The sequence below is a fragment of the Marinomonas sp. S3726 genome, from assembly GCF_000967665.1.
Taxonomy (GTDB): Bacteria; Pseudomonadota; Gammaproteobacteria; order Pseudomonadales; family Marinomonadaceae; genus Marinomonas.
Map to the genome: position 1 here is coordinate 14,091 of NZ_JXYC01000015.1, position 21,388 is coordinate 35,478.

17 protein-coding genes are annotated in these 21,388 nt (G+C 41.8%); 9 read left to right on the forward strand and 8 right to left on the reverse strand.

Annotation, left to right across the window (positions count from 1 at the left end):
* Nucleotides 1-86 precede the first annotated feature (86 nt).
* The 4 genes from TW85_RS14000 to TW85_RS14015 form a co-directional block, all read right to left on the reverse strand.
* Nucleotides 87-1,073 (reverse strand): GGDEF domain-containing protein, encoded by a 987-nt coding sequence (locus TW85_RS14000; protein ID WP_052702211.1) that lies wholly within the window; start codon nt 1,071-1,073, stop codon nt 87-89.
* A gap of 193 nt (nt 1,074-1,266) precedes the next feature.
* Nucleotides 1,267-2,979 (reverse strand): sulfate permease, encoded by a 1,713-nt coding sequence (gene sulP, locus TW85_RS14005; protein WP_046017763.1) that lies wholly within the window; start codon nt 2,977-2,979, stop codon nt 1,267-1,269.
* Nucleotides 2,980-3,515: 536 nt separating this feature from the next.
* Complete coding sequence (locus tag TW85_RS14010; RefSeq protein WP_052702213.1) at nt 3,516-4,013, reverse strand: GNAT family N-acetyltransferase; 498 nt, start codon at nt 4,011-4,013, stop codon at nt 3,516-3,518.
* Nucleotides 4,014-4,467: 454 nt separating this feature from the next.
* A complete protein-coding gene (locus TW85_RS14015) occupies nt 4,468-4,842 on the reverse strand; it encodes a nuclear transport factor 2 family protein (RefSeq protein ID WP_046017764.1) in 375 nt (124 codons plus the stop codon).
* 123 nt (nt 4,843-4,965) lie between these two features.
* Between TW85_RS14015 and TW85_RS14020 the strand changes: the two genes are divergently transcribed.
* Nucleotides 4,966-5,880, forward strand: a complete 915-nt coding sequence (locus TW85_RS14020) for a LysR family transcriptional regulator (RefSeq protein WP_238326219.1) — start codon at nt 4,966-4,968, stop codon at nt 5,878-5,880.
* 8 nt (nt 5,881-5,888) lie between these two features.
* Here the strand turns inward: TW85_RS14020 and TW85_RS14025 are convergent, their stop codons facing one another.
* On the reverse strand, nt 5,889-7,145 hold the full coding sequence (locus TW85_RS14025; protein WP_046017766.1) for a DEAD/DEAH box helicase: 1,257 nt from the start codon (nt 7,143-7,145) through the stop codon (nt 5,889-5,891).
* Nucleotides 7,146-7,438: 293 nt separating this feature from the next.
* Between TW85_RS14025 and TW85_RS14030 the strand changes: the two genes are divergently transcribed.
* Nucleotides 7,439-8,524, forward strand: a complete 1,086-nt coding sequence (locus tag TW85_RS14030; protein WP_202904865.1) for a poly(3-hydroxybutyrate) depolymerase — start codon at nt 7,439-7,441, stop codon at nt 8,522-8,524.
* A 107-nt stretch (nt 8,525-8,631) separates the two neighbouring features.
* Here the strand turns inward: TW85_RS14030 and TW85_RS14035 are convergent, their stop codons facing one another.
* Entirely contained in the window at nt 8,632-9,519 is an 888-nt protein-coding gene (locus TW85_RS14035) for a LysR family transcriptional regulator (RefSeq protein WP_046017767.1), read from the reverse strand.
* A gap of 182 nt (nt 9,520-9,701) precedes the next feature.
* On the opposite strand from TW85_RS14035, the gene TW85_RS14040 reads away from it, so the two are divergent.
* From TW85_RS14040 to TW85_RS14070, 7 genes are all read left to right on the forward strand, one after another.
* Nucleotides 9,702-10,400, forward strand: a complete 699-nt coding sequence (locus TW85_RS14040; protein ID WP_046017768.1) for a histidine phosphatase family protein — start codon at nt 9,702-9,704, stop codon at nt 10,398-10,400.
* Nucleotides 10,401-10,429: 29 nt separating this feature from the next.
* Complete coding sequence (locus tag TW85_RS14045) at nt 10,430-11,650, forward strand: acyl-CoA dehydrogenase family protein (RefSeq protein ID WP_046017769.1); 1,221 nt, start codon at nt 10,430-10,432, stop codon at nt 11,648-11,650.
* A gap of 2 nt (nt 11,651-11,652) precedes the next feature.
* Complete coding sequence (locus tag TW85_RS14050) at nt 11,653-12,750, forward strand: phosphotransferase (RefSeq protein WP_046017770.1); 1,098 nt, start codon at nt 11,653-11,655, stop codon at nt 12,748-12,750.
* Nucleotides 12,747-13,721: an NADPH:quinone oxidoreductase family protein gene (locus TW85_RS14055; RefSeq protein WP_046017771.1), complete on the forward strand. Its 975-nt coding sequence runs from the start codon at nt 12,747-12,749 to the stop codon at nt 13,719-13,721. Before TW85_RS14050 ends, TW85_RS14055 begins: the two co-directional genes overlap by 4 nt.
* A 58-nt stretch (nt 13,722-13,779) precedes the next feature.
* Nucleotides 13,780-14,544, forward strand: coding sequence for an SDR family oxidoreductase (locus TW85_RS14060; protein ID WP_046017772.1), 765 nt, complete (start codon nt 13,780-13,782; stop codon nt 14,542-14,544).
* A gap of 86 nt (nt 14,545-14,630) precedes the next feature.
* Nucleotides 14,631-15,398: a glucose 1-dehydrogenase gene (locus TW85_RS14065; protein WP_046017773.1), complete on the forward strand. Its 768-nt coding sequence runs from the start codon at nt 14,631-14,633 to the stop codon at nt 15,396-15,398.
* A 30-nt stretch (nt 15,399-15,428) separates the two neighbouring features.
* Entirely contained in the window at nt 15,429-16,448 is a 1,020-nt protein-coding gene (locus tag TW85_RS14070; protein ID WP_046017774.1) for an NADP-dependent oxidoreductase, read from the forward strand.
* A gap of 114 nt (nt 16,449-16,562) precedes the next feature.
* Here TW85_RS14070 and aceF read toward each other — a convergent pair whose 3' ends face one another.
* Nucleotides 16,563-18,518, reverse strand: a complete 1,956-nt coding sequence (aceF, locus tag TW85_RS14075) for a pyruvate dehydrogenase complex dihydrolipoyllysine-residue acetyltransferase (protein ID WP_046017775.1) — start codon at nt 18,516-18,518, stop codon at nt 16,563-16,565.
* A gap of 88 nt (nt 18,519-18,606) precedes the next feature.
* Nucleotides 18,607-21,273: a pyruvate dehydrogenase (acetyl-transferring), homodimeric type gene (gene aceE / locus TW85_RS14080; protein WP_046017776.1), complete on the reverse strand. Its 2,667-nt coding sequence runs from the start codon at nt 21,271-21,273 to the stop codon at nt 18,607-18,609.
* Nucleotides 21,274-21,388: the final 115 nt, after the last annotated feature.

A 21,388-nucleotide genomic window follows, 5' to 3' on the forward strand; every position in this document is an offset into this window, starting at 1 on the left:
AACGTTTTAGTAGGCTAGGAATACAGCTTATTCCTAGCCTTTCTATTGTGAGCTAAGTTTAAGCAATTATCAGTACACCTTCTTAATTAACTTTGGCTTATTTCAAGGCAATTTTTCCCTTTCGATTTTGCTTTGTATAAGTTCTCGTCAGCAATTTTAATATAGGTCTCTATATCATCGTCACCCACTCTTGGTACGGCAAAATAAGCGCCTATGCTTAAACTGATTTGGGGTACGCCTTCATCTTTGGGCTGCACTCGCTTTTCATTTAACAGCTTAGTTTTTAGCTTTAAAGCCGTCTCTTCCAACTTAATAATGTCTATATCGACGATATAAACAATAAATTCATCACCACCAAACCTTGCAACGACATCTGTCTTACGATTAAAAATAGAACGTATGCACTTGGCTATCATCATAAGGCACTCATCTCCCTTAAGATGACCATAATAATCGTTATAGTCTTTAAAGTTGTCAGCATCTATCATCAATATCCCAATAGGATATTGCTCTCGCTGAGCTTGAACATAACCTTGCTTAAATAACGCCATAAAATAACGACGATTAAATAAGGTAGTGACGGCATCCTTTTCGCTTAGATGTTTAAACTTGCTTTTTTGCTGCTCTATTTTTAAACGCTGAGCTTCCATTTCACTAATATCTTCAATGATGCCAAAGATTAATGACACGCTACCGTCTTCCTCATAGTCGAGTACCCGAGCACGACTTTTAAAGTAACTATTCTCTTTAAGCGTATGATTGTAATAAGGAAACTGATTGTTATATTCGCTGATTTCTTGGTTTAGTAACTGTCGATATTCTGTGAAAATTAATTTAGCCTGACGCCCCGACTTTAATTCAACATTCCTGATAAAGTCTCCTGCGATAGGACAGGTCTCACTCACAGAGTGCTTTTCTAAATTGGAATCCAGTGAAAAGGCTTGCGCCATAGTGTGGTTGCAATAAAAGGAATCTGGGTCCTCTCTTACATCAATCAACCACCAACTCAGACCTTGAAAGTTTAGTAGTTGATTTAGTTGCTCTAAGTACGAATCTACTCGCGGATTAGGCATCTAATTAAACCTTATTAATTAGCGTTAATGCCTCATACAAACCGATATTATCCCTTAAAATGTACGAAACTATGGGGCCCTCGATCATCAAGTTGAAAGCGATTTACTTGTTAGAAGTGTAGCCGCTTATACCTGTTTTTGCCCTTTACTAAAGAAAAGGCAAAGAAGAAACAACTAATGCTAACCTAAGTTATTAAGCTAGCTGTTTAAAGGCATCATCCGTGGTAAAAAAGATTTGCCCTGGCTTTAGCTGCTCAATAAAGCTGGTCTGATTTAGTTGGTCCATCACGGGCCCTTTCACCTCGGCTAGATGCAAGTTTATCCCTAAATCTTCCAGTTTGGTTTTCATAGCCTCAAACGCATCCAAAGCTGTGGTATCAATAAAGCTCACCGAACTAAAGATCAAAACAATATGCTGTATTTCAGAGGCTAGATTAATCTGGGTAAAGATATAATCTTCGATACATTGCACATTCGAGAAGTAAATACTCTCATCTACTCTGATTGCCAGAATACCCTGCTCAGTATTCACTTGATGACGTTTGATATTTCTAAAATGCTCACTGTTACCTACCCTACCAACAACCGCCATATGTGGGTGGCTCGCGCGATACACAACCAGCATAACTGAACCCCAAATACCCACTGTAATACCAATCTCGATCCCAAAGACTAAAACAGTAAAAAATGTCGCGACCAAGCTATAAGCATCGGTACGGTTTACTCGCCAGCATCGCTTAAGTTGTTCAACTTCTATCATGGAAGCCACAGACATAACAACAATTGCGCCAAGAACAGCGAGTGGCAAATAATAAAAGAAGGGCGTTAAAAATAATAAGGTAATGAGTACACCTAAAGCGCACACAATACTGGCTAGGGTAGTTTGTGCTCCCGCACTATGGTTAACCGCAGAACGGCTCATACTCGCAGCCAGCGCAAATGTGCCACTAAACGCCGCCATCAGGTTTGCCGCACCAAGCGCTAACAATTCCTGATTAGCATTGATACGCTCTTTGCGTTTATTCGCCAAGGTTGTCCCGACACTGATACTTGTCACAAAGCACATAAGCGCAATCAACAATGAAGGTAAAGCCAGCTCCTGCCATAAACTCACATCTAGCTGAAACACTTGCAGAGAAGGAAGCCCTTCTGGAATCGCACCAACTACCTTAACTTGGTGTAAATCATTCAGTTGGCCAAAAAATACAATATAGGCAAAGGCCAATACGATAAACATAGGGCCAGCTTTTGCGAGCGCTTGTTCAAGCAAGGCATTTAAACCTAAGCGCTTTAACTGACCCGGAAATAGGTTTTTGAAATACCAAAGACCAATACAGGCGCCTATCCCTATGCTCAGTGTGGTGTAATTAATGATAGATATTTGATCGAATAGCACCTTAAGTGTTTCAGCAAAATTTAGCCCAGTTGGTACAGCAACCCCCAATAGGTGCTTAAGCTGACTCGTTAGAATGATGATGGCTGAGGCGCTAGTAAAACCACTTATCACAGGCAGACTAATAAAGTTGGTCATGCTACCTAGCCTTAATAAGCGCATTAACAACAAAAAAGCCCCCACAAGAAAGGAAATATTAATGGCATAAATAAGATACATCTGGCCAGTTTCTGGTGCTAATGCGCCAACACTGGAGGCAACCATGATAGAGATAAGTGCGGCAGGGCCTACAGATAAGCTGCGGCTACTGCCTAAAATGGCATAGAAGAAAGACGGTAAAATAGCACAATACAAGCCATACTCAGCAGGTACCCCAGCTAGCAAAGCATACGCCATACCTTGCGGCACCATTATGATGGTAGCAATTAAGCCAGCGATAAAGTCACTGACGAAGTCTTGCTTTTGATACGATTTAAACCAAAAGGCTAAAGGCAATTTATCTAGGTATAACATGGCTATCTTCTATGTATTTGAATGTCTTTGTCTTCCACCTTCTTTCCTGAAGGTAGCTTCCTCTAAATTCAAAATATCATATATAAAGGTTAAATCTCGACACTTATTCCAAAAATGAATATTGATATTACCAATTGAGCTTATACAATTTTCTAATATAAACTTTTATCTTTCCATAAAAAAAGGAGCCTCACTGACTCCTTTTAAGATGACGGGTTGTTTAGGTAATATCTAGGGAAGCTGCGAATAAGTCCTCCCGCCTCAGCGTGTGGATAAAAGCCACTAGATTTATGGCGAGGAGCGCAACTTAATAGTTATTCTATTGATAAGATCCTCAACTTAAAGGTAGTGCTTTTAGAGCACGCCCTTCGGGTCTTTGAAGAATACCTAAATGGCATTTCAGAAAAAAGTATCACCCTGTGTTGTCACATCTCGAAAGGTACCTACAGCTCTTATCAGAAAAAAGCGGCAAAGTGACGCCTTGATTGATACTTTTTCTGAGAAGACTTAGAAGAGGTGACTTAATCGCAGTTTCCCTAGGTTCGACTATATGACCATCTTTCAATCCCTTTCAGGCTTAATAGCTTGTCTTGGTTTAATACAAAGCCAATCTTTTCAGCAACTTTTTTTGAGGCGATATTATCTTCGGGAATTAAAGCAAGAATTTTGTTAAGTTCATGACCCGCCTGACTAGCATAAGAAAAGGCTCGTTCTAACAATTGCTTTACGGCTTCCTCTGCTACACCAAGATTTTGATAGGAAGGAGAGACATGACAACTAATATCAACTTCACCACCTTCTGGCTCAGAGTTAAAACCACAGGCTCCAATCACGCAGCCCGAGCTGTCTTTCATAAAATAAGGCATGGACCAAAATAATGCTTTGCCCTCTTCACTTAAGGCAATTGACCTTGAAAAAACATGATTAGGAGGTAAGGCTTCTTCAGCAAAAGTATACTGGCTTTGAGAAACATCCCTTTGCGGGAATAAGGTAGCAAGTTCAACAAGAGATAACTGTTGTAAAGAAAATTCCATTTAATACACTCCAATATCCAATTAAACAAGGCAGTGATAACAACTGGCAGCGGGAAGCTTAGACATGATTGAGTTTTTTCGTCTCTCATTCAGTAAGCTTTTGTCCAATTAATAACCATCTCATAAAGTTTTTTTATGATCAATGATTCTAATGTAATACATTGATACCGTTAGAAACTTTTACCCAAACGCTGAGGCGGGAGGACTTATTCGCAGGTTCACTAGCTTACTTCATGTCAATTTGGGAGCTATATTAGCAATATAAGAAAATATTAAAAGTGCGCTAAATTAAGCTTTTTTAAAGTATCAATTTTTAAGCAAATTAGGCTCATGACTTAACTTAATAACTCGTTTCACCTTAATTTATTCGTTCATTTATAAACAAAAAAGCCGCAATTTCTTGCGGCTTTTTATTCATTTTTTGCTAAGCATGATACTTATCAAAAACTAGCGATTAGCGCTCACCTAGTATTTCAAATACATCGCTCACCAGTCTCGCTTTACCATCAGCTTGTATTTGCCAGTGCTCTCTATGCACTGCTCCAAAAGCTTTATTCATGGTCCAGTTAGAGCTTAAGATATAGCCATCTTCTCCTTCAGCTACCCAGTTTACATCTGAATAATCTACATCTTTAAAACCTTGGTCCATGATATTTTGCCAAAATGCTTGGATCTCAGAGCGACCAGTAAAAGTTCCCATAGGTCTCGCTTCCATACTCGCATCTTCACAATACTGAGCGGCACAACCTGCTGCATCTTGGTTATTAAACGCTACTTGCCAAGCCGCAATACCTGCTTTACATGTTTCTAAAACGTTTGAATCAGACATTATTTACACCTCTGTTATATGTTTTGAAGTACTTTACCCTTGCTATTACCAGCAAAAAACAGAAGAATCAGAAATAACTGTAAACTTAAACAGAACAATTAAAATATGAACAAAGCTAAATATATGACCCTTTTTATGCATATAGTGTCATCGGGGAGCATCACTAAAGCGGCAGAAAAGTTAGACGTATCTAAGTCTGTGGTTAGCCACCAGCTTAAACTCTTAGAACAAGAGCTAGGCGTAACCTTATTAAAGCGCACCACGAGAAAACAGCATCTCACCGCTGCGGGAGAGGCCTTTTATCAAGACTGTTGCGAGCTAAATAAGATAACTGAATCAGCTTGGCTACAAGCTAAAGAAGCGCAAGAGGAGCCAAAAGGCAAATTGAAAATCAGTGCGCCTCACGCATTAATGAATACCTTGATTATTCCAGCATTAGCCGAAACATTTAGAGGGAATACAAAACTCAATTTAGAGCTTATCAGTAGTGATACCCATCAAGACCTAATGCAAGAAGATATCGATTTAACGATTCGTATTGGCCTGTCAGATGCGAGTAACTTAAAGCAAAAGCGCCTTGGTAGCTTTCGTGACCAAGTATGCCAATCAAGACTATTTCCAATATTAGACAGCATTACTTTAAAAGGCTCATCTGAGGCTAATTTTAGCTCCAACATGCCTATATCTGAGACAATTGAGCGAGCGCCTTACATTGCAAACTCATGGCAAGGTAAAGAAATCACACATGAATTTTCATCTAAGATAAGCCTCAAAAAGCAGCATCTTACGTTTCATCAAACCCATCAGGCAAATAACCTGCAATCTTGTATTGAGTTAATTGAGCAAGGTTTTGGTATCGGCATAGTGCCTGACTTCATTTGTCGTAAACACATCAAGACACTTATGCCAGTATTGGAAGATTGTGAGTTAGCTGAAAATCCGATTTACGCCTTACACCCTTATCAAGGTATCACTCCTATCGCGGTACAAATGGCGATTACTCAGATTGAAAAAGCCTTAGGAAACTTATCATCCTAGAATTAAAACTAGCGCCTTCTAGGGCGTTTATTTTTAGCTTTAGGTTTAATACCCAAGGCTTGGTTACGTTTTTCCTTATTAGATAATGGCCTTTTATTTGACTTAGATTCAGGCTTATCAAGGTCAGGTTCAAAACCTGGGAACCATTGAGACGCAAGCGGCGTATCCAGAAGCTTTTCTATGTCTTTCAATAAATAGTTTTCTTTCTCAGTCAGTAAACTGACGGCTAACCCAGATTGCCCAGCACGCCCTGTTCGACCAATACGGTGAATATAATCTTCTGCGTTATAGGGCAACTCGTGGTTTATCACATAAGATAAAGCTTCAATATCTAATCCACGGGCAGCCACATCGGTTGCAACCAAAGCTCTTAACTCACCTGCCTTAAAGGCGGCAAGCACTCTGTCTCTCGCACCTTGAGATTTATCCCCATGAATTGCCTGAGTGTCGATACCATCTTTTTTCATTTCTTTTGCAAGACGATCCGCCCCTTCTTTAGTACGAGTAAAGATAAGGACTTGTTGCCAGTTCTTTGAACCGATCAGATAAGAAATTAAGCCACTTTTTTTCTCTTTATCGACTGTATAGAAAGTCTGCTCAACTTGCTCTGCACTGGTGTTTCTTTGATCAACTTCAATTAATACAGGATCTTGCAGTAAGGTTTTGCTTAATTTGAAAATAGCATCATCAAAAGTAGCCGAGAAAAAAAGCGTCTGCTTTTGCTGAGGTAAGCGCTTTAAAATACGTTGAATGTCTATGATAAAGCCCATATCCAGCATACGATCCGCTTCATCTAACACCAAGGTTTTTAATTGGCTCACATCAACCAAGTCTTTCATAACAAGTTCAAGTAAACGTCCAGGCGTTGCTACAAGCACATCGACCCCTTGTTTAATCTCGTCTATTTGCGGATTGATACTGGCACCACCATAGGCAGCAACACTTCTTAAAAGTAATGCTTGGCCATAATCACAAAAACTTTTATAAACTTGTTGGGCAAGTTCTCGAGTTGGCGTCAGAACTAATACTGATACTTGGTTGTTAGGCACAGAGTTTTCTATTTGATGTGTTTCAAACAATCTATGTAAAAGAGGAAGTGCAAAAGCCGCTGTTTTACCTGTCCCTGTTTGTGCACCAGCCATGACATCTTTATTGGCAAGCACAGCTGGAATCGCCTCAAGCTGAATGGGTGTTGGGGTTTGATAACCCAATAATTCAACCTGTTCCAATAATAAAGAATGCAAACCTAAAGACGTAAAACTCATGATATTCACTTTACCTAACTAACCAATTAAAAACGCGGCAAGTGTAACACTAACTCTGACAACATGGGCTTTCGTCTCCTATCAATTTAACTGTTTAAAAAGCCCCTTTAGCAGTTTTAACACCAAATGCCAGTTTCATTGAAAATACTTGATATCAAGCAAGCCGAAGCGGTTATAGCGCATAATTTCACCAAAATGTCTTAAAACACTTCTATAGTCACATTAGTAAAATCGAATATTGCATGATGCAAACAATTATCCAAACCAGATAGGAATGATAACAAGGACTGTTTATGACAATGTTTAAACGATTGGTTTCGATCTCTCTCGCTTTAACCCTATTCATCTTAGGCTCACTGAGCTTTGCCAGCGACGAGTTACCCAAGCTTAACGCTATCAAAAACCAGAGCTCAATTTCAGGCTTATCCTCAGGCGCTTTTATGGCAACTCAATATCATATTGCCTACTCACAAGACTTGGTTGGCGTCGCGGCTGTCGCAGGTGGACCATGGCAATGTGCAGCGAGTAACCCCCTAAACCCGAATCCGCTTTCCACAGCAACAAGCACCTGCACCTGCCTAAAAGGCTTACCCTGCCCTTATCTTGGGGCACCTTTCCCTGATGTGAGTGAAATATACAATCTGGCCAAAGCGGCCGAAGAAGCAGGTAGCATAGATAAGTTAGAAAATGTATTAGATGACAAAATCTATCTATTTTCTGGCAAACAAGACAAAACTGTACTAACACCCGTTGTAGACAGCGCTAATGATTTTTATCAAACATTAGGTATCTCTGACGAACAGATCTTATATGACAACCAAGTTGATGCAGGCCATGCTTTTATTACCAATCAAGAAGTTGATTTAGATTGTCCATTGAGCCAAACGCCTTTTATCAATGACTGTCAGTATCGTCAGGCAAGAATTCTCCTTGAGCAGATTTATGGCGATTTAGATGAGTCGACACCTTACAAAACAGATAACCTGATTAAATTTGAGCAAAAGCCCTTTGTCCCCCAATATCGATTTAATATCAGCAGTATGAACTCAGAGGCTTATGTTTATATACCAACGGATTGCCAACAAGATGCTACCCAGTGCCGTGTACATGTGGCACTACATGGCTGTGAGCAAGGTATGCAAAGCTTAGATGATAAGTATGTCACTGGCACTGGCTATCTGGACGTTGCCGAAACAAACCAGCTTATTGTGCTCTTTCCTCAGGTGGATAAATCTTCTTTCATTCCTTACAACCCAAAAGGTTGCTGGGACTTTTGGGGCTATACCAATAATAGCTGGCCCCCTTATACCTACTACACAAAAGAGGCGATTCAAATGCAGGCTATTAAAGCCATGTTAGACCACCTAACCGCAGGCTAACGCAGTGGCGATCTAATACAATGGCTTAGCTAATACATGGACTTAGCTAATAAACAGTCTTACCAATACAAACTCAACGAGCTTTAAAGCCTGTTTAATTACTGGCTTTAAAGCTCAAGTCCTAAAATTAATTCTCTTAACCATAGATTTGCTTGGTCCTGATCCGCACTTTTATGCCAATAGATATTCCAATCAAGGGCGGGTAAAGAGTAAGGCAACTCTAAAATTTTAAGGTCGTAGCTTTGCGCCATACTAATTGGCACCGTCAGCGCCATATCCGTTTGCGCAACCAATAAAGGGGCAACTTGATAGTGTTGAACCCGCATCTTTATTTTTCGTTGCCGGCCTAAACGGTTAAGACCTATATCTTCATAACCACGACCTTTTCGCCTTGAGGATACCTGCAGGTGATCTAAAGCAAGGTATTCATCTAAGCTAATGGTATCTCCAATTGTTGGGTGATCTCGCCTAACGGCACAAGCATACCTTTGTTTTAGGAGTGCTTGAGTTTGCATCTGACCAACAGCAACAAAAGGTGCATCCAGTGCTATGTCTAAGCTTCCCGCTGCCAACTCTCTTTCAATTTCCTCTCTTGGCACATAACAGCACTCAATACCCGCTTTAGGTGCTAACTCTTGTAAAAGGCTTAAAAGCTTGGGCATTATCATGGCTTCGGCCATATCATTCATGCTTAAGCGAAAGGTTTTCTCAGATTGAAAAGGGTCGAATATCTGGCCTTCTTGCAGGCTTGTTGCCATAAGTTGTAAAGCGCTTTGTATACCGACAACAATATTTTCAGCTAAAGGTGTGGGCACCATCCCCTTTCCTGTCCTTACAAATAAAGCATCATCATAGATTAACCTTAACCTTGCCAACGCATTACTTACTGCTGGTTGGGTGATACATAAAACCTCAGCGGCTCGGGTCAAGTTCCCTTGCATATAAATGGCATCGAACACCACAAAAAGATTCAAGTCCACTTTATTGAGTCGCATTTTATGTCCTTAGCTAGCCCGAAAAAGAGTATATCTTTGCATTCATTAAACAGAATAATGCCACAGCATTATAACCATTGTGTATTTTACTTTATTCATATAATAAATTTTTAAAATAATACTCAGACGCTTATGCTCGTTTCTAACCTATTAAATTTTCGTGGGAAGATAAGGATAAAGGAATGGGACGTTGGTATTTCATCCGTCATGGACAAGCCAGTTTAGGGTCAAAGAATTATGACCAGCTATCTGAACTGGGCATGACTCAAGCACGCCTATTAGGTGAGTACTTTAAGACTCATGAGATACATTTTGATCAGGTAATTTGCGGTAGCCAAGTACGCCATAAACAAACGGCTCATGCCTTTTTATCTGGATATCAATCTCAAATTGACACATCTAGTTTCACCATAATGAAAGAATTTAATGAGTTTAATTTTGAAGCCATCATTAAGGCTTACCTTAACCAGCACCCTGATAAACAAAAAGATAAGTATTCAGATAAGGCGCTTTTTCACTTGCTAAAAGCAAGCCTTCTAAGCTGGAGTCAAGACACACTTATTAATGATGAAGCTAACAGTAAAGCGCTAGAAGAATCTTGGAGTCAGTTTCAACACAGAGTCAAAAACGGATTAATAAAACTCCAATCAGATTTTCAGCAAAAAGATTCGCTGATTTTCACCTCTGGCGGCCCGATTGCTCAGGTCGTAAGCCAAATATTAAACATACCTGCAAGCAATTGCATTGAGCTCAATTTAAGCATTCAAAATACCGCTATCACTCAGTGTGTCTGCCAACAAGACAAGATTTATTTAGATAATTTTAACCATTTACCTCACTTGCAATCCCCCGATACCCATAGCTTACGTAGTTTCAGTTAGTTTGCTTAATTTTCAAAAAGGAGATGACCATGGATTTTGAATACAGCCCTAAAGTTCAAACCCTCATACAAGAAGTAAAAGACTTTATGGATGAGCATATCTACCCTAATGATGCTCGCTTTCATCAGGAAGTGGCTGAAAACCCATGGCAAACGCCCAACATTCTGCAAGAACTAAAAAGCAAAGCGAAGGCTCAAGGGCTTTGGAACCTTTTTCTCCCACTAAGTTATGGCAGCCATAGCCCAGGATTAACCAACCTAGAATACGCCCCTTTAGCTGAAGAGATGGGCAAGGTCATGTGGGCTCCCGAAGTATTTAACTGTGCCGCACCGGATACAGGTAACATGGAAGTATTAGCTAAATACGCTAATGAGGCTCAGCAAAAACAATGGCTAGCGCCTTTATTAGCGGGTGAAATACGCTCTGCTTTTGCCATGACAGAGCCTGATGTGGCTTCCTCAGATGCAACCAACATCGAAACCCGTATTTTACGAGACGGTAATGATTATCTAATTAATGGTCGCAAGTTTTATATCAGTGGCGCCTGTCGTGATTCCTGCGAATTATTAATTGTGATGGGTAAGACAAATCCTGATAACCCTAACCGTCATCAACAGCAATCCCATATATTGGTCCCTACGAATACCCCAGGCGTCACTATCGTAAGACCCATGAAGGTCTTTGGTTACGACGATGCGCCAGAGGGTCATGCTGAAATTATCTTCAAAAATGTACGCGTTCCCGTTGAGAACCTTATTTTAGGGGAAGGTCGTGGTTTTGAAATCGCTCAAGGTCGACTAGGGCCAGGTCGAATTCATCATTGCATGCGCTCTGTTGGCGCGGCACAAAGAGCATTAGACCTTATGTGTGAAAGAGCCAATGAGCGTATTGCGTTTGGAAAACCTTTATCCAAGCAACAGTCTGTGCGTGAAGACATTGCCAAGTCAGCCTGTGAAATAGAGCAAGTAAGATTACTGACGTTAAAAGCGGCTCAAAAGATGGACACTGTAGGCAACAAAGCAGCAAAAGATCTCATTTCCATGATCAAGATAGTTGCTCCTAATATGGCACTAGCCGTTATCGACAGAGCTATTCAAATACATGGTGCAGCAGGTGTTGGGCAAGACCACTTCCTTGCTCATATGTATGCTGGTCAACGCTGCTTACGTCTTGCGGATGGGCCGGATCAAGTTCATATGATGCAGTTAGGCCGTAACCTTGCTCAACAAGCCCTAGCGAATAAGGATTAATCATGGCAAACAATGATGCTCAAGATAACAATCTAGATGAGAAAAGCTTAACTCAATACCTAGAGTCAAATGTCACAGGGTTCAAAGGTCCAATCACTTTAACTAAGTTTGAAGGGGGCCAATCTAACCCTACCTATAAGATTAGCGCCCATTCAGGCACCTATGTGTTAAGACGCCAACCCTTTGGCACCCTGTTAAAGTCAGCCCATGCTGTTGATAGAGAGTTCCGTGTTTTAACCGCATTAGAGGGTTCAGAAGTGCCTGTCCCTAAAGCGCTCCACCTTTGTTTAGATAAAGACATCATAGGCAGTATGTTTTATCTCATGGATTACTGTGAAGGCAATATTTACTGGGACGCAGCCTTACCCGAAATAGCTAAAAAAGCCGATCGAAGTGCCATGTATGACGCGATGAACCTCGCTCTCACCAAACTACATAAGGTAGACGTACACAGTGCGGGATTAAGTGATTATGGCAAGCCAGGTAATTATTTTGAAAGACAGCTAAGTCGTTGGAAAAGCCAATATCAAGCAAGTGAAATAAAGCCAATTAAAGCGATGAATACCCTCATTACTTGGTTGGAAGAAAACTTACCAGAAGATGATGGTCGCATTGCCCTATGTCATGGGGATTTCAGGTTAGACAACCTGATATTTAACCCAGAAGACAGAAGTATAAAAGCCATTTTAGATTGGGAACTTTCTACGTTAGGTCACCCTTACGCTGACCTTGCTTATCAATGTATGCAATTAAGGCTACCTATTAACCCGGATAAAAATGCCATTTCTGGCCTTATGGGTTTAGATGCAAAAACGCTTGGTATTCCAAGCGAAGCTGAATATGTCGCCCTTTATTGCCAACGAATGGGCATAGAACAGATTGATAACTGGCACTTCTATCTTTGCTTTAGCTTTTTCCGCCTTGCTGCGATTGCGCAAGGCGTGGCTAAACGTGCCCTTTCTGGTAATGCATCGAGTAAACAGGCCAGCAAAGTTGGCGCTATGGTTGAGCCACTCGCTCTCCTAGCCCTTGGCATTATTAAAAATGAAATTCCTCTCCCTAGCTCAAAACAAGAAGAAACATCAGGAGCCCTAGTATGAAAGCCATTATGTGTCACGAATTTGCACCAATCGATTCCCTCTCATATGAAGAGGTCCCAGACCCGACTCCAAATGAGCACGAGATAATTATTGATGTTGCAGCATGTGGTATTAACTTCCCTGATGGCCTTCTCGTTCAGGGTTTATATCAACTTAAACCTGAGCACCCTTTTTCTCCTGGCAGTGAGGTAACCGGTACTATTAGCCAATTGGGCACTAAGGTGAAACACCTTAAGTTGGGGCAAAGGGTGATTGGGCTCACCATGACTGGCGGTTATGCGGAGAAAGTAGCCATAAACTCGCGTATGGTTTTGCCTTTGCCTGACACTATCAGCTTTGAGCAAGGAGCAGGGTTAATTACAGCTCACGCTACAGCGCACCATGCACTAAAGCAAAGAGCAAAGCTTAAAAAAGGTGAAACACTTCTGGTTACTGGCGCATCTGGTGGCACTGGTTTGGCTGCTGTTCAGATAGGTAAAGCCATGGGCGCCAAAGTCATTGCACTTTGTTCAACCCAAGAAAAACTGTTAGCCGCTAAAGAGCAAGGGGCAGATGAACTCTTACTAAGCAACGACCCAGACCTTAAAGATAAAATTAAAGCCCTAACTGCAAATAAAGGCGTGGATGTGATTTATGAGGTTGTCGGTGGTGACCTTTTTAATGTTTGTGCTCGAAGCATGGCATGGAATGGCCGTTTACTTGTTATCGGCTTTGCGTCCGGCTCGATTCCCGAATTCCCCGTTAATTTGGCCCTTGTTAAAGGTTTCTCAGTAATAGGCGTGTTTTGGGGCAGCTTCGCCCAAAAAGAGCCAGCCAATTTCATGGTCAATATGCAGGAACTGCTAGCTTGGTACGGGCAAGGCCAAGTCAAAGTGGTCATTGACCAAGTTTTCCCCCTATCCCAAGCACCAGAGGCACTCACTAAAGTATTCAATCGCCAATCAATCGGCAAACTGATTTTAACGCCATAACTTAAACCCCTAGCTTAAACCCTTAGCAAGAAAAAAGACGACATCAGAAGGAGAGGATATGACAACCCAATTATTTGATTTAACCGGCAAGGTAGCATTAGTCACAGGAGCAAGCCGAGGCATAGGTGAAGAGATAGCTAAGTTGCTAGCAGAGCAAGGTGCTCATGTAATTGTCTCTAGTCGTAAGCTAGAGGGCTGTCTTGCCATCACTGATGAGATATTGAGTACTGGCGGTAGCGCAGAAGCCTTTGCTTGCAATGTGGGCAACATGGAAGATATCAGCGCTCTTTTTGAACATGTGAAATCTAAGCATCAAACACTCGATATTCTCATTAACAATGCTGCCACCAATCCTTATTTTGGCCATATTTTGGACACAGACATTGCTGCCTATAACAAAACGGTTGATGTAAATATTCGTGGTTACTTTTTCATGTCGATTGAAGCGGGCAAGCTGATGCGTAAAAACGGGGGCGGGGCCATAGTAAATACCGCCTCAGTAAATGGCGTTCATCCAGGACCTGGTCAAGCGATTTACTCAATCACCAAAGCTGCTGTTATTAACATGACCAAAGCCTTTGCCAAGGAGTGTGCGCAATTTGGCATACGCTGCAACGCCCTACTCCCCGGTCTCACTAAAACAAAATTCGCTGGCGCACTTTTTACCAATGAAGATATTTATAAAAGTGTGGTTCAAGGAATACCTATGGGCCGTCATGCTGAACCAAAAGAAATGGCAGGGACAGTTTTATACCTAGTATCTGATGCAAGCAGTTACACCAATGGTGAGTGCATAGTGGTTGATGGTGGGCTCACGCTCTAACTAGAAAATAAAAACTGAAGGAAATACCTCCAATTTTATTAATCACTTTGCTGAATTACATCTAACAATAATAAGGAAAAGGTGTCATGGAAAACTTTAAAGATCAGGTGGTTATTATCACAGGTGCTAGCGGTGGTTTAGGTAAGGAAGCCGCTAAGCAATTTGCTCAAAAAGGGGCAAAGCTCGCCCTATGTGACATTAATATCGCTGCGTTAAACGATTTAAGTACTGAACTTGCTGAACAAGGTATTGAGGTATTTAGCCAGCCTTGTGATGTGAGTAAAGAGCAAGAGGTTCAATCTTTTATCGATAACACTGCTGCTCATTTTGGACATATAGATGTCGCCATTAATAATGCTGGCATTGACCCTAAACACAGCCCACTCGCTGATATGGATACTCGCGATTTTGAGCGTGTCATGGATATCAATGTTAAAGGTGTTTACCTATGCATGAAATATCAGATTCCCCATATGATCAAACAAGGCGGTGGCGCAATTTGTAACATGTCATCGGTTGCTGGTATCTCAGGTGCTCCTTTTATGTCAGCTTATGCGGCAAGTAAACACGCGATTATCGGCTTAAGTAAATCAGCTGCCCATGAGTATGGTCGAGCAGGTATTCGTGTAAACAGTGTTTGCCCATACATCACAATGACAGACATGGTTGAACAACATCTTAAAACCTTAGATAACCCAGAAGAAGTACTGGCTAAATACGGTAAAGCATCCGCTTTAAGACGTGTTGCTCAACCAAATGAGGTTGCAAAAGTCATGTTATTTGCCTGTGATAAAAACAACTCTTACATGACAGGTCAGGAACTGGTTGTTGATGGCGGCATGACTGCTGTTTAGATAACTCAAAATTTTTAAAGGAGTATTCGTATGACACTAAACCGTCAATGGCGTATGAGTAAACGCCCAACAGACTTAGTTGGTAGAGAACACTTTGAGTTTGACCAAAGTAAACTCAGAGAGATAGTGGATGGTGAGTTTCTTGTCCGTAATTTGTACCTTTCTTTTGACCCTACCTTAAGAGTTTGGATGAATGAAAAAGACTCTTATGTGTCTGCCATTCAAATTAACGAGATTATGCGTGGCACGACTGTCTCTGAGGTCATTGAGTCCAAACATAAGGACTATCAAGTAGGTGATAAGGTGTTAGGCGGCTTTGGCTGGCAGGACTATGCGATAAGTGATGGCAAAGAACGCATTATTCAGACTCGAAAGATTCCGCCCAACACCCCCACAACCATGCCTTTAAGCGTATTAGGTGTCACAGGGATTACCGCCTATTTTGGTATGACAGAAATAGGTAAGGTTAAAGCGGGAGATACAGTATTAGTCTCAGGGGCGGCTGGTGCTACAGGGTCAATTGCAGGGCAAGTTGCTAAGCTTAAAGGCGCAAAAGTGATTGGTATTGCAGGTTCAAAAGAGAAATGTGATTGGTTAACCCAAACGGCCGGGTTTGATCATGCGATTAACTATAAAGAGGAAAATATTAGCCAGACTTTAAGCTCATTATGCCCAAAAGGTATTGATGTGTTTTTTGATAATGTTGGCGGTGAAACCTTAGATATTGTCTTAGCTAGAATCAGCATCAATGCCCGTATTGTACTTTGTGGTGCCATAGCCAGTTATAACTCAGGCCAAAGCTATGCACTTAAGAACACCAGTAATTTAATTGTGCAACGAGGCACTATGCAGGGCTTTATCGTTTTAGACTTTTTACCTAGAGCAAACGAAGCTATCTCAGCCTTATTAGGTTGGATTCAAACAGGTGAACTCGTCTTTCAAGAAGATATTCAAGAAGGGCTAGAAAATGCGCCTGAGGCTTTCCAGCGCATTTTTACTGGCAAAAACCAAGGCAAGCAGTTATTAAAAATTGCTGAGCCCGAGCACTAATTAACGAAAGAAGCGCAAAAATCAGAACAAAAAAAACCGCACTTAAATTAAGTGCGGTTTTTTTGTTAGCCATTAAAAATGACTAACCGAATCACTAAACTTAGATAAACTAAATTAAAGCACCATACGACGTAAGTCGCTTAGCACTGAATTTAAATAAGTCATGAAGCGACCAGCATCACCGCCGTTTACAGCTCTATGATCATAAGATAGACATAGTGGCAACATGGTACGAGGTTCAAACTCTTTACCATTCCAACGCGGCTCAACATCAGCTTTAGAAACACCTAAGATACCTACTTCTGGGCAGTTTACGATAGGTGTAAAGCCTGTACCACCAATTGCACCTAGGCTAGAAATAGTGAAACAACCACCCTGCATGTCTGCTGGAAGTAGTTTCTTATCTAGGGCTTTCTTGATCAGTACATTTGCTTCTTTAGCAATTTGAACAACTGATTTCTTATCTGCATCACGTAAAACAGGAACCACAAGGCCGATTGGAGAATCAACCGCGATACCAATATTTACATAGCTTTTTTGTACATAGCTTTCGCCATCTGCACGCATAGAAACATTAAATGCTGGATTTTCAACCAAGGCTTGTGCCGCAGCTTTAATCAGGAATGGTAGTGGTGTTAGTTTAACACCTTGTTTCTCCATTTCCCCTTTAAGGCCTTTACGGAAAGCTTCAAGTTCTGTGATGTCTGCTTTATCAAACTGTGTTACATGAGGCACGTTTAACCAGTTGCGTGACATGTTTTGAGCTGTGATTTTTTGAATCTTGCTCATCTTCACAATTTCAACTTCACCAAATTGGCTGAAGTCAACATCAGGTACTTGTGGGATACCCGCACCTGCAACCGCTGTTGCAGAAGTTGCCGCTGGAGCAGAAACTGCTTTTTGTACCGCTGCTTTCACATAAGCATTTAAGTCTTCTTTCGTGATTCGACCACGTGGGCCAGTTGCACGAACAAGAGATAAATCAACACCTAATTCACGCGCTAGCATGCGAACAGCAGGACCTGCATGAACATTCTTAGATGGTGTCGCTAGAACAGCAGCAGTATCAACAGCAGGAGCCGTTTTTGCTGGTGCAGCAGCAGGTGTCGCTGGTGCAGTCGCTGCTTGAGCAGGCGCAGCAACAGGTGCTGGTGCAGCAACAACTGATCCTTCTACTTCAAGATCTAATAGTTGATCACCTTCAGAAACCTTATCACCCACACTTACTTTAATTACTTTAACTGTACCAGCACTTGGTGCAGGAATTTCCATTGAAGCCTTGTCTGTTTCTAGTACAAGAATGGAATCACCTTCTTCAATTTTATCGCCAACAGCTACTGAAATTTCAATAATTTCAACACCTTCAGCACCACCGATATCAGGTACAGTAACACCTTCAACACCACCAGCCGTAACAACAGGCGCAGCTACTGGAGCAGGTGCTGCAGCAACAGGCGCTTCAGGAGCCGCAGGTGCCGCTTCAACAGCAGGCGCAGCTACTTCAGAAGCAAGCACTAAAATAGCACCGCCCTCTGACACTGTATCGCCAACATTGATTGAAATGCTAACCACTTTACCAGCCGCTGGAGCAGGAATATCCATTGATGCTTTATCAGTTTCTAGGACAACAATTGAGTCACCTTCACCAATTTCATCACCAACGCTTACGCAAACTTCAATAACTTCAACATCTGTCGCACCACCAATATCAGGTACAGCAACAGCGATTTCAGCAGCAACACTTGGCGCAGTAGCTGGAGCCGCAACAACAGGTGCTGCTTGCTCTACTGGTGCAGGTGCAACAGCAGGTGCTTCTGGTGCTGCAGTAGCGCCAGCAACTTCAACTTCAAGAATTACGTCACCTTCATTTACTGTCGCACCTTCTGCGATAGCAATGCTAGTCACTTTACCCGCTACAGAAGCTGGTACTTCCATAGAGGCTTTATCAGTTTCTAATACAATAATTGCCTGATCGATTTCGATCATGTCACCAACTTGGACATTAATCTCGATCACTTCAACATCGGCTGCACCGCCAATATCCGGTACATGAATGATCTCTGTACTCACGGAAATCTCCTTTGTCATTAAGACGCATCAAAAATATAAATAGCCTGATCCAGATTAATCCTAGATCAGGCACAGATTTAAATGGTAATTAGCAAGTTGCTGGGTTTGGTTTTTCTGAGTCTAAACCAAACTTAACAATCGCTTCTTGAACCACTGATGCCTCAATTTCTCCATCGTCAGCCAAAGCTTTAAGAGACGCAACAACCACCCAATAGCGGTTGATTTCGAAGAAGTGACGCAATTTCGCACGAGTATCACTACGACCAAAACCATCGGTTCCCAACACATTGTATGTGCTATCGATGAACGGACGAATTTGATCTGCAAACAATTTAACGTGGTCAGTAGACGCAATAACTGGACCTGCACCGTTTAGGCAATCAGACACGTAGTTAGCACGTGGCTCTGCTTCTGGGTGCAATAGGTTCCAACGCTCAACATCAAGACCGTCACGACGCAATTCATTGAAAGATGTCACACTCCAAACATTAGAGTTAATGCCATAATCATTGAAAAGCATTTCAGCAGCGGCTTCCACTTCGCGCAAGATAACACCAGAACCTAATAGTTGAACTTGTTTCTTATTAGACTTCTTAGTGTGCTCTTTAAGCTTGTACATACCTTTGATGATGCCTTCTTCAGCACCTTCAGGCATATCTTCATGAGCATAGTTTTCATTCATTACGGTTAGGTAATAGAAAACACTTTCTTGCTCTTGATACATACGACGCATGCCGTCTTGTACGATCACAGCAACTTCATAAGAGTATGTTGGATCATAAGATACACAGTTAGGAATCGTACCTGCCAATAGATGTGAATGACCATCTTCGTGCTGTAGACCTTCACCGTTAAGTGTTGTACGGCCTGCTGTAGCACCAATTAGGAAACCACGTGCACGGGAATCACCTGCTGCATATGCAAGATCACCAACACGTTGGAAACCGAACATAGAGTAGTAGATGTAAACAGGAATCATTGGATAATTACTGTTGCTGTATGATGTCGCACACGCCAACCAAGCAGACATAGCGCCGGCTTCGTTAATCCCTTCTTGTAGGATTTGACCTTTTTGGTCTTCTTTGTAGTACATGATCTGAGTGTGATCATGTGGCGTATAACGCTGACCTTCAGCTGAGTAAATACCCAATTGACGGAACATACCTTCCATACCAAAAGTACGTGCTTCATCGGCAACAATCGGCACAACACGATGGCCAATTTTCTTGTCTTTCACTAATGTGTTTAAGACACGAACAAATGCCATAGTCGATGAAATTTCACGACCTTTTGTATTTTGGATTTGTGCTTTAAATGCTTCTAAAGAAGGTACTTCTAATGCTTCACTGGCTTTACGACGCGCAGGGAAAGCACCATGCAACTCAGAACGACGAGCACGAAGATATTTCATCTCTGGGCTGTCTTCAGCTGGACGGTAGTAAGGTAGATCTTTAAGCTCTTCATCACTAATTGGAATACCGAATTTATCACGGAACATTGCCAATGATTCTTCATCCAACTTCTTAGTTTGGTGAGCTGTATTTTGTGCTTCAGCAGCTTTAAACATGCCATAACCTTTAACGGTTTGAGCAAGTACTACTGTTGGACGACCATCACTCTTAGTTGCTTCTGCATAAGCTGCATACACTTTGTAAGGGTCATGACCACCACGGTTTAGGTTCATGATGTCATCGTCAGACATGTCTTTGACCATTTCCAGTAACTCTGGATATTTGCCAAAGAAGTGCTCACGCGTATAAGCGCCACCATTTGCCTTGTAGTTTTGTAGCTCGCCATCACAGACTTCGTCCATACGCTTCGCTAACAAACCTTTTGTATCTTTTTCGAATAAAGGATCCCAATGACGACCCCATAGACATTTAACAACATTCCAGCCTGCGCCTCTAAAGACACCTTCAAGCTCTTGAACAATTTTGCCGTTACCACGAACAGGGCCATCTAGACGCTGTAGGTTACAGTTGATAACGAAAATCAAGTTGTCCAGCTTTTCACGGCCAGCAAGTGCTATTGCACCTAAAGATTCTGGCTCGTCACACTCACCATCACCTAAAAATGCCCAAACTTTACGGTCACCATGGTCAATCAAACCACGACTTTGTTGATATTTAAGTACGTGCGCTTGGTAAATTGCCTGGTGTGGACCTAGACCCATAGAAACCGTTGGGAACTGCCAGTAATCAGGCATCAACCAAGGGTGTGGGTAAGAAGAAAGACCCTTTCCGTCAACTTCACGACGGTAGTTATCTAGCTGCTCATCAGTCAAACGACCTTCGATGTATGAACGCGCATAAATACCTGGGGATATATGGCCTTGGAAGAAAACCATATCAGCTTCTTGTTTGCCATCGCCACCACGGAAGAAGTGGTTAAAACCTATGTCATATAAGGTTGCAGCTGATGAGAAACTTGTAATGTGACCACCAAGTGTCGAATCGACTCGGTTTGCCTTCATTACCATAGCTAAAGCGTTCCAACGAATAATGGAACGAATGCGACGCTCCATAAACAAATCACCTGGTAACGGCTTCTCATCTTGAGGTGAGATAGTGTTACGGTAAGATGTCGTGATTGAAGCAGGCATAGGTGCGCCGGCTTTAGTCGCTTCTTTATTTAGTTGGTCTAAAATGTATTGTACACGTTCCGGTCCTTCTTCACGAAGAACAGACTCAAGTGCATCTATCCATTCTTTGGTTTCAATTGGATCGATATCATTGAGAATATGCTGCTCAGTCATAGTATTAATAACCCCCCGCTATTAGAACAGATCTTGGCGCAACCGTTGAGTTTGATTGTTTTCAACCGAAGTGCCTTTTAAACGAACCGTTGGAGCCACACTAGGATAAGTATGG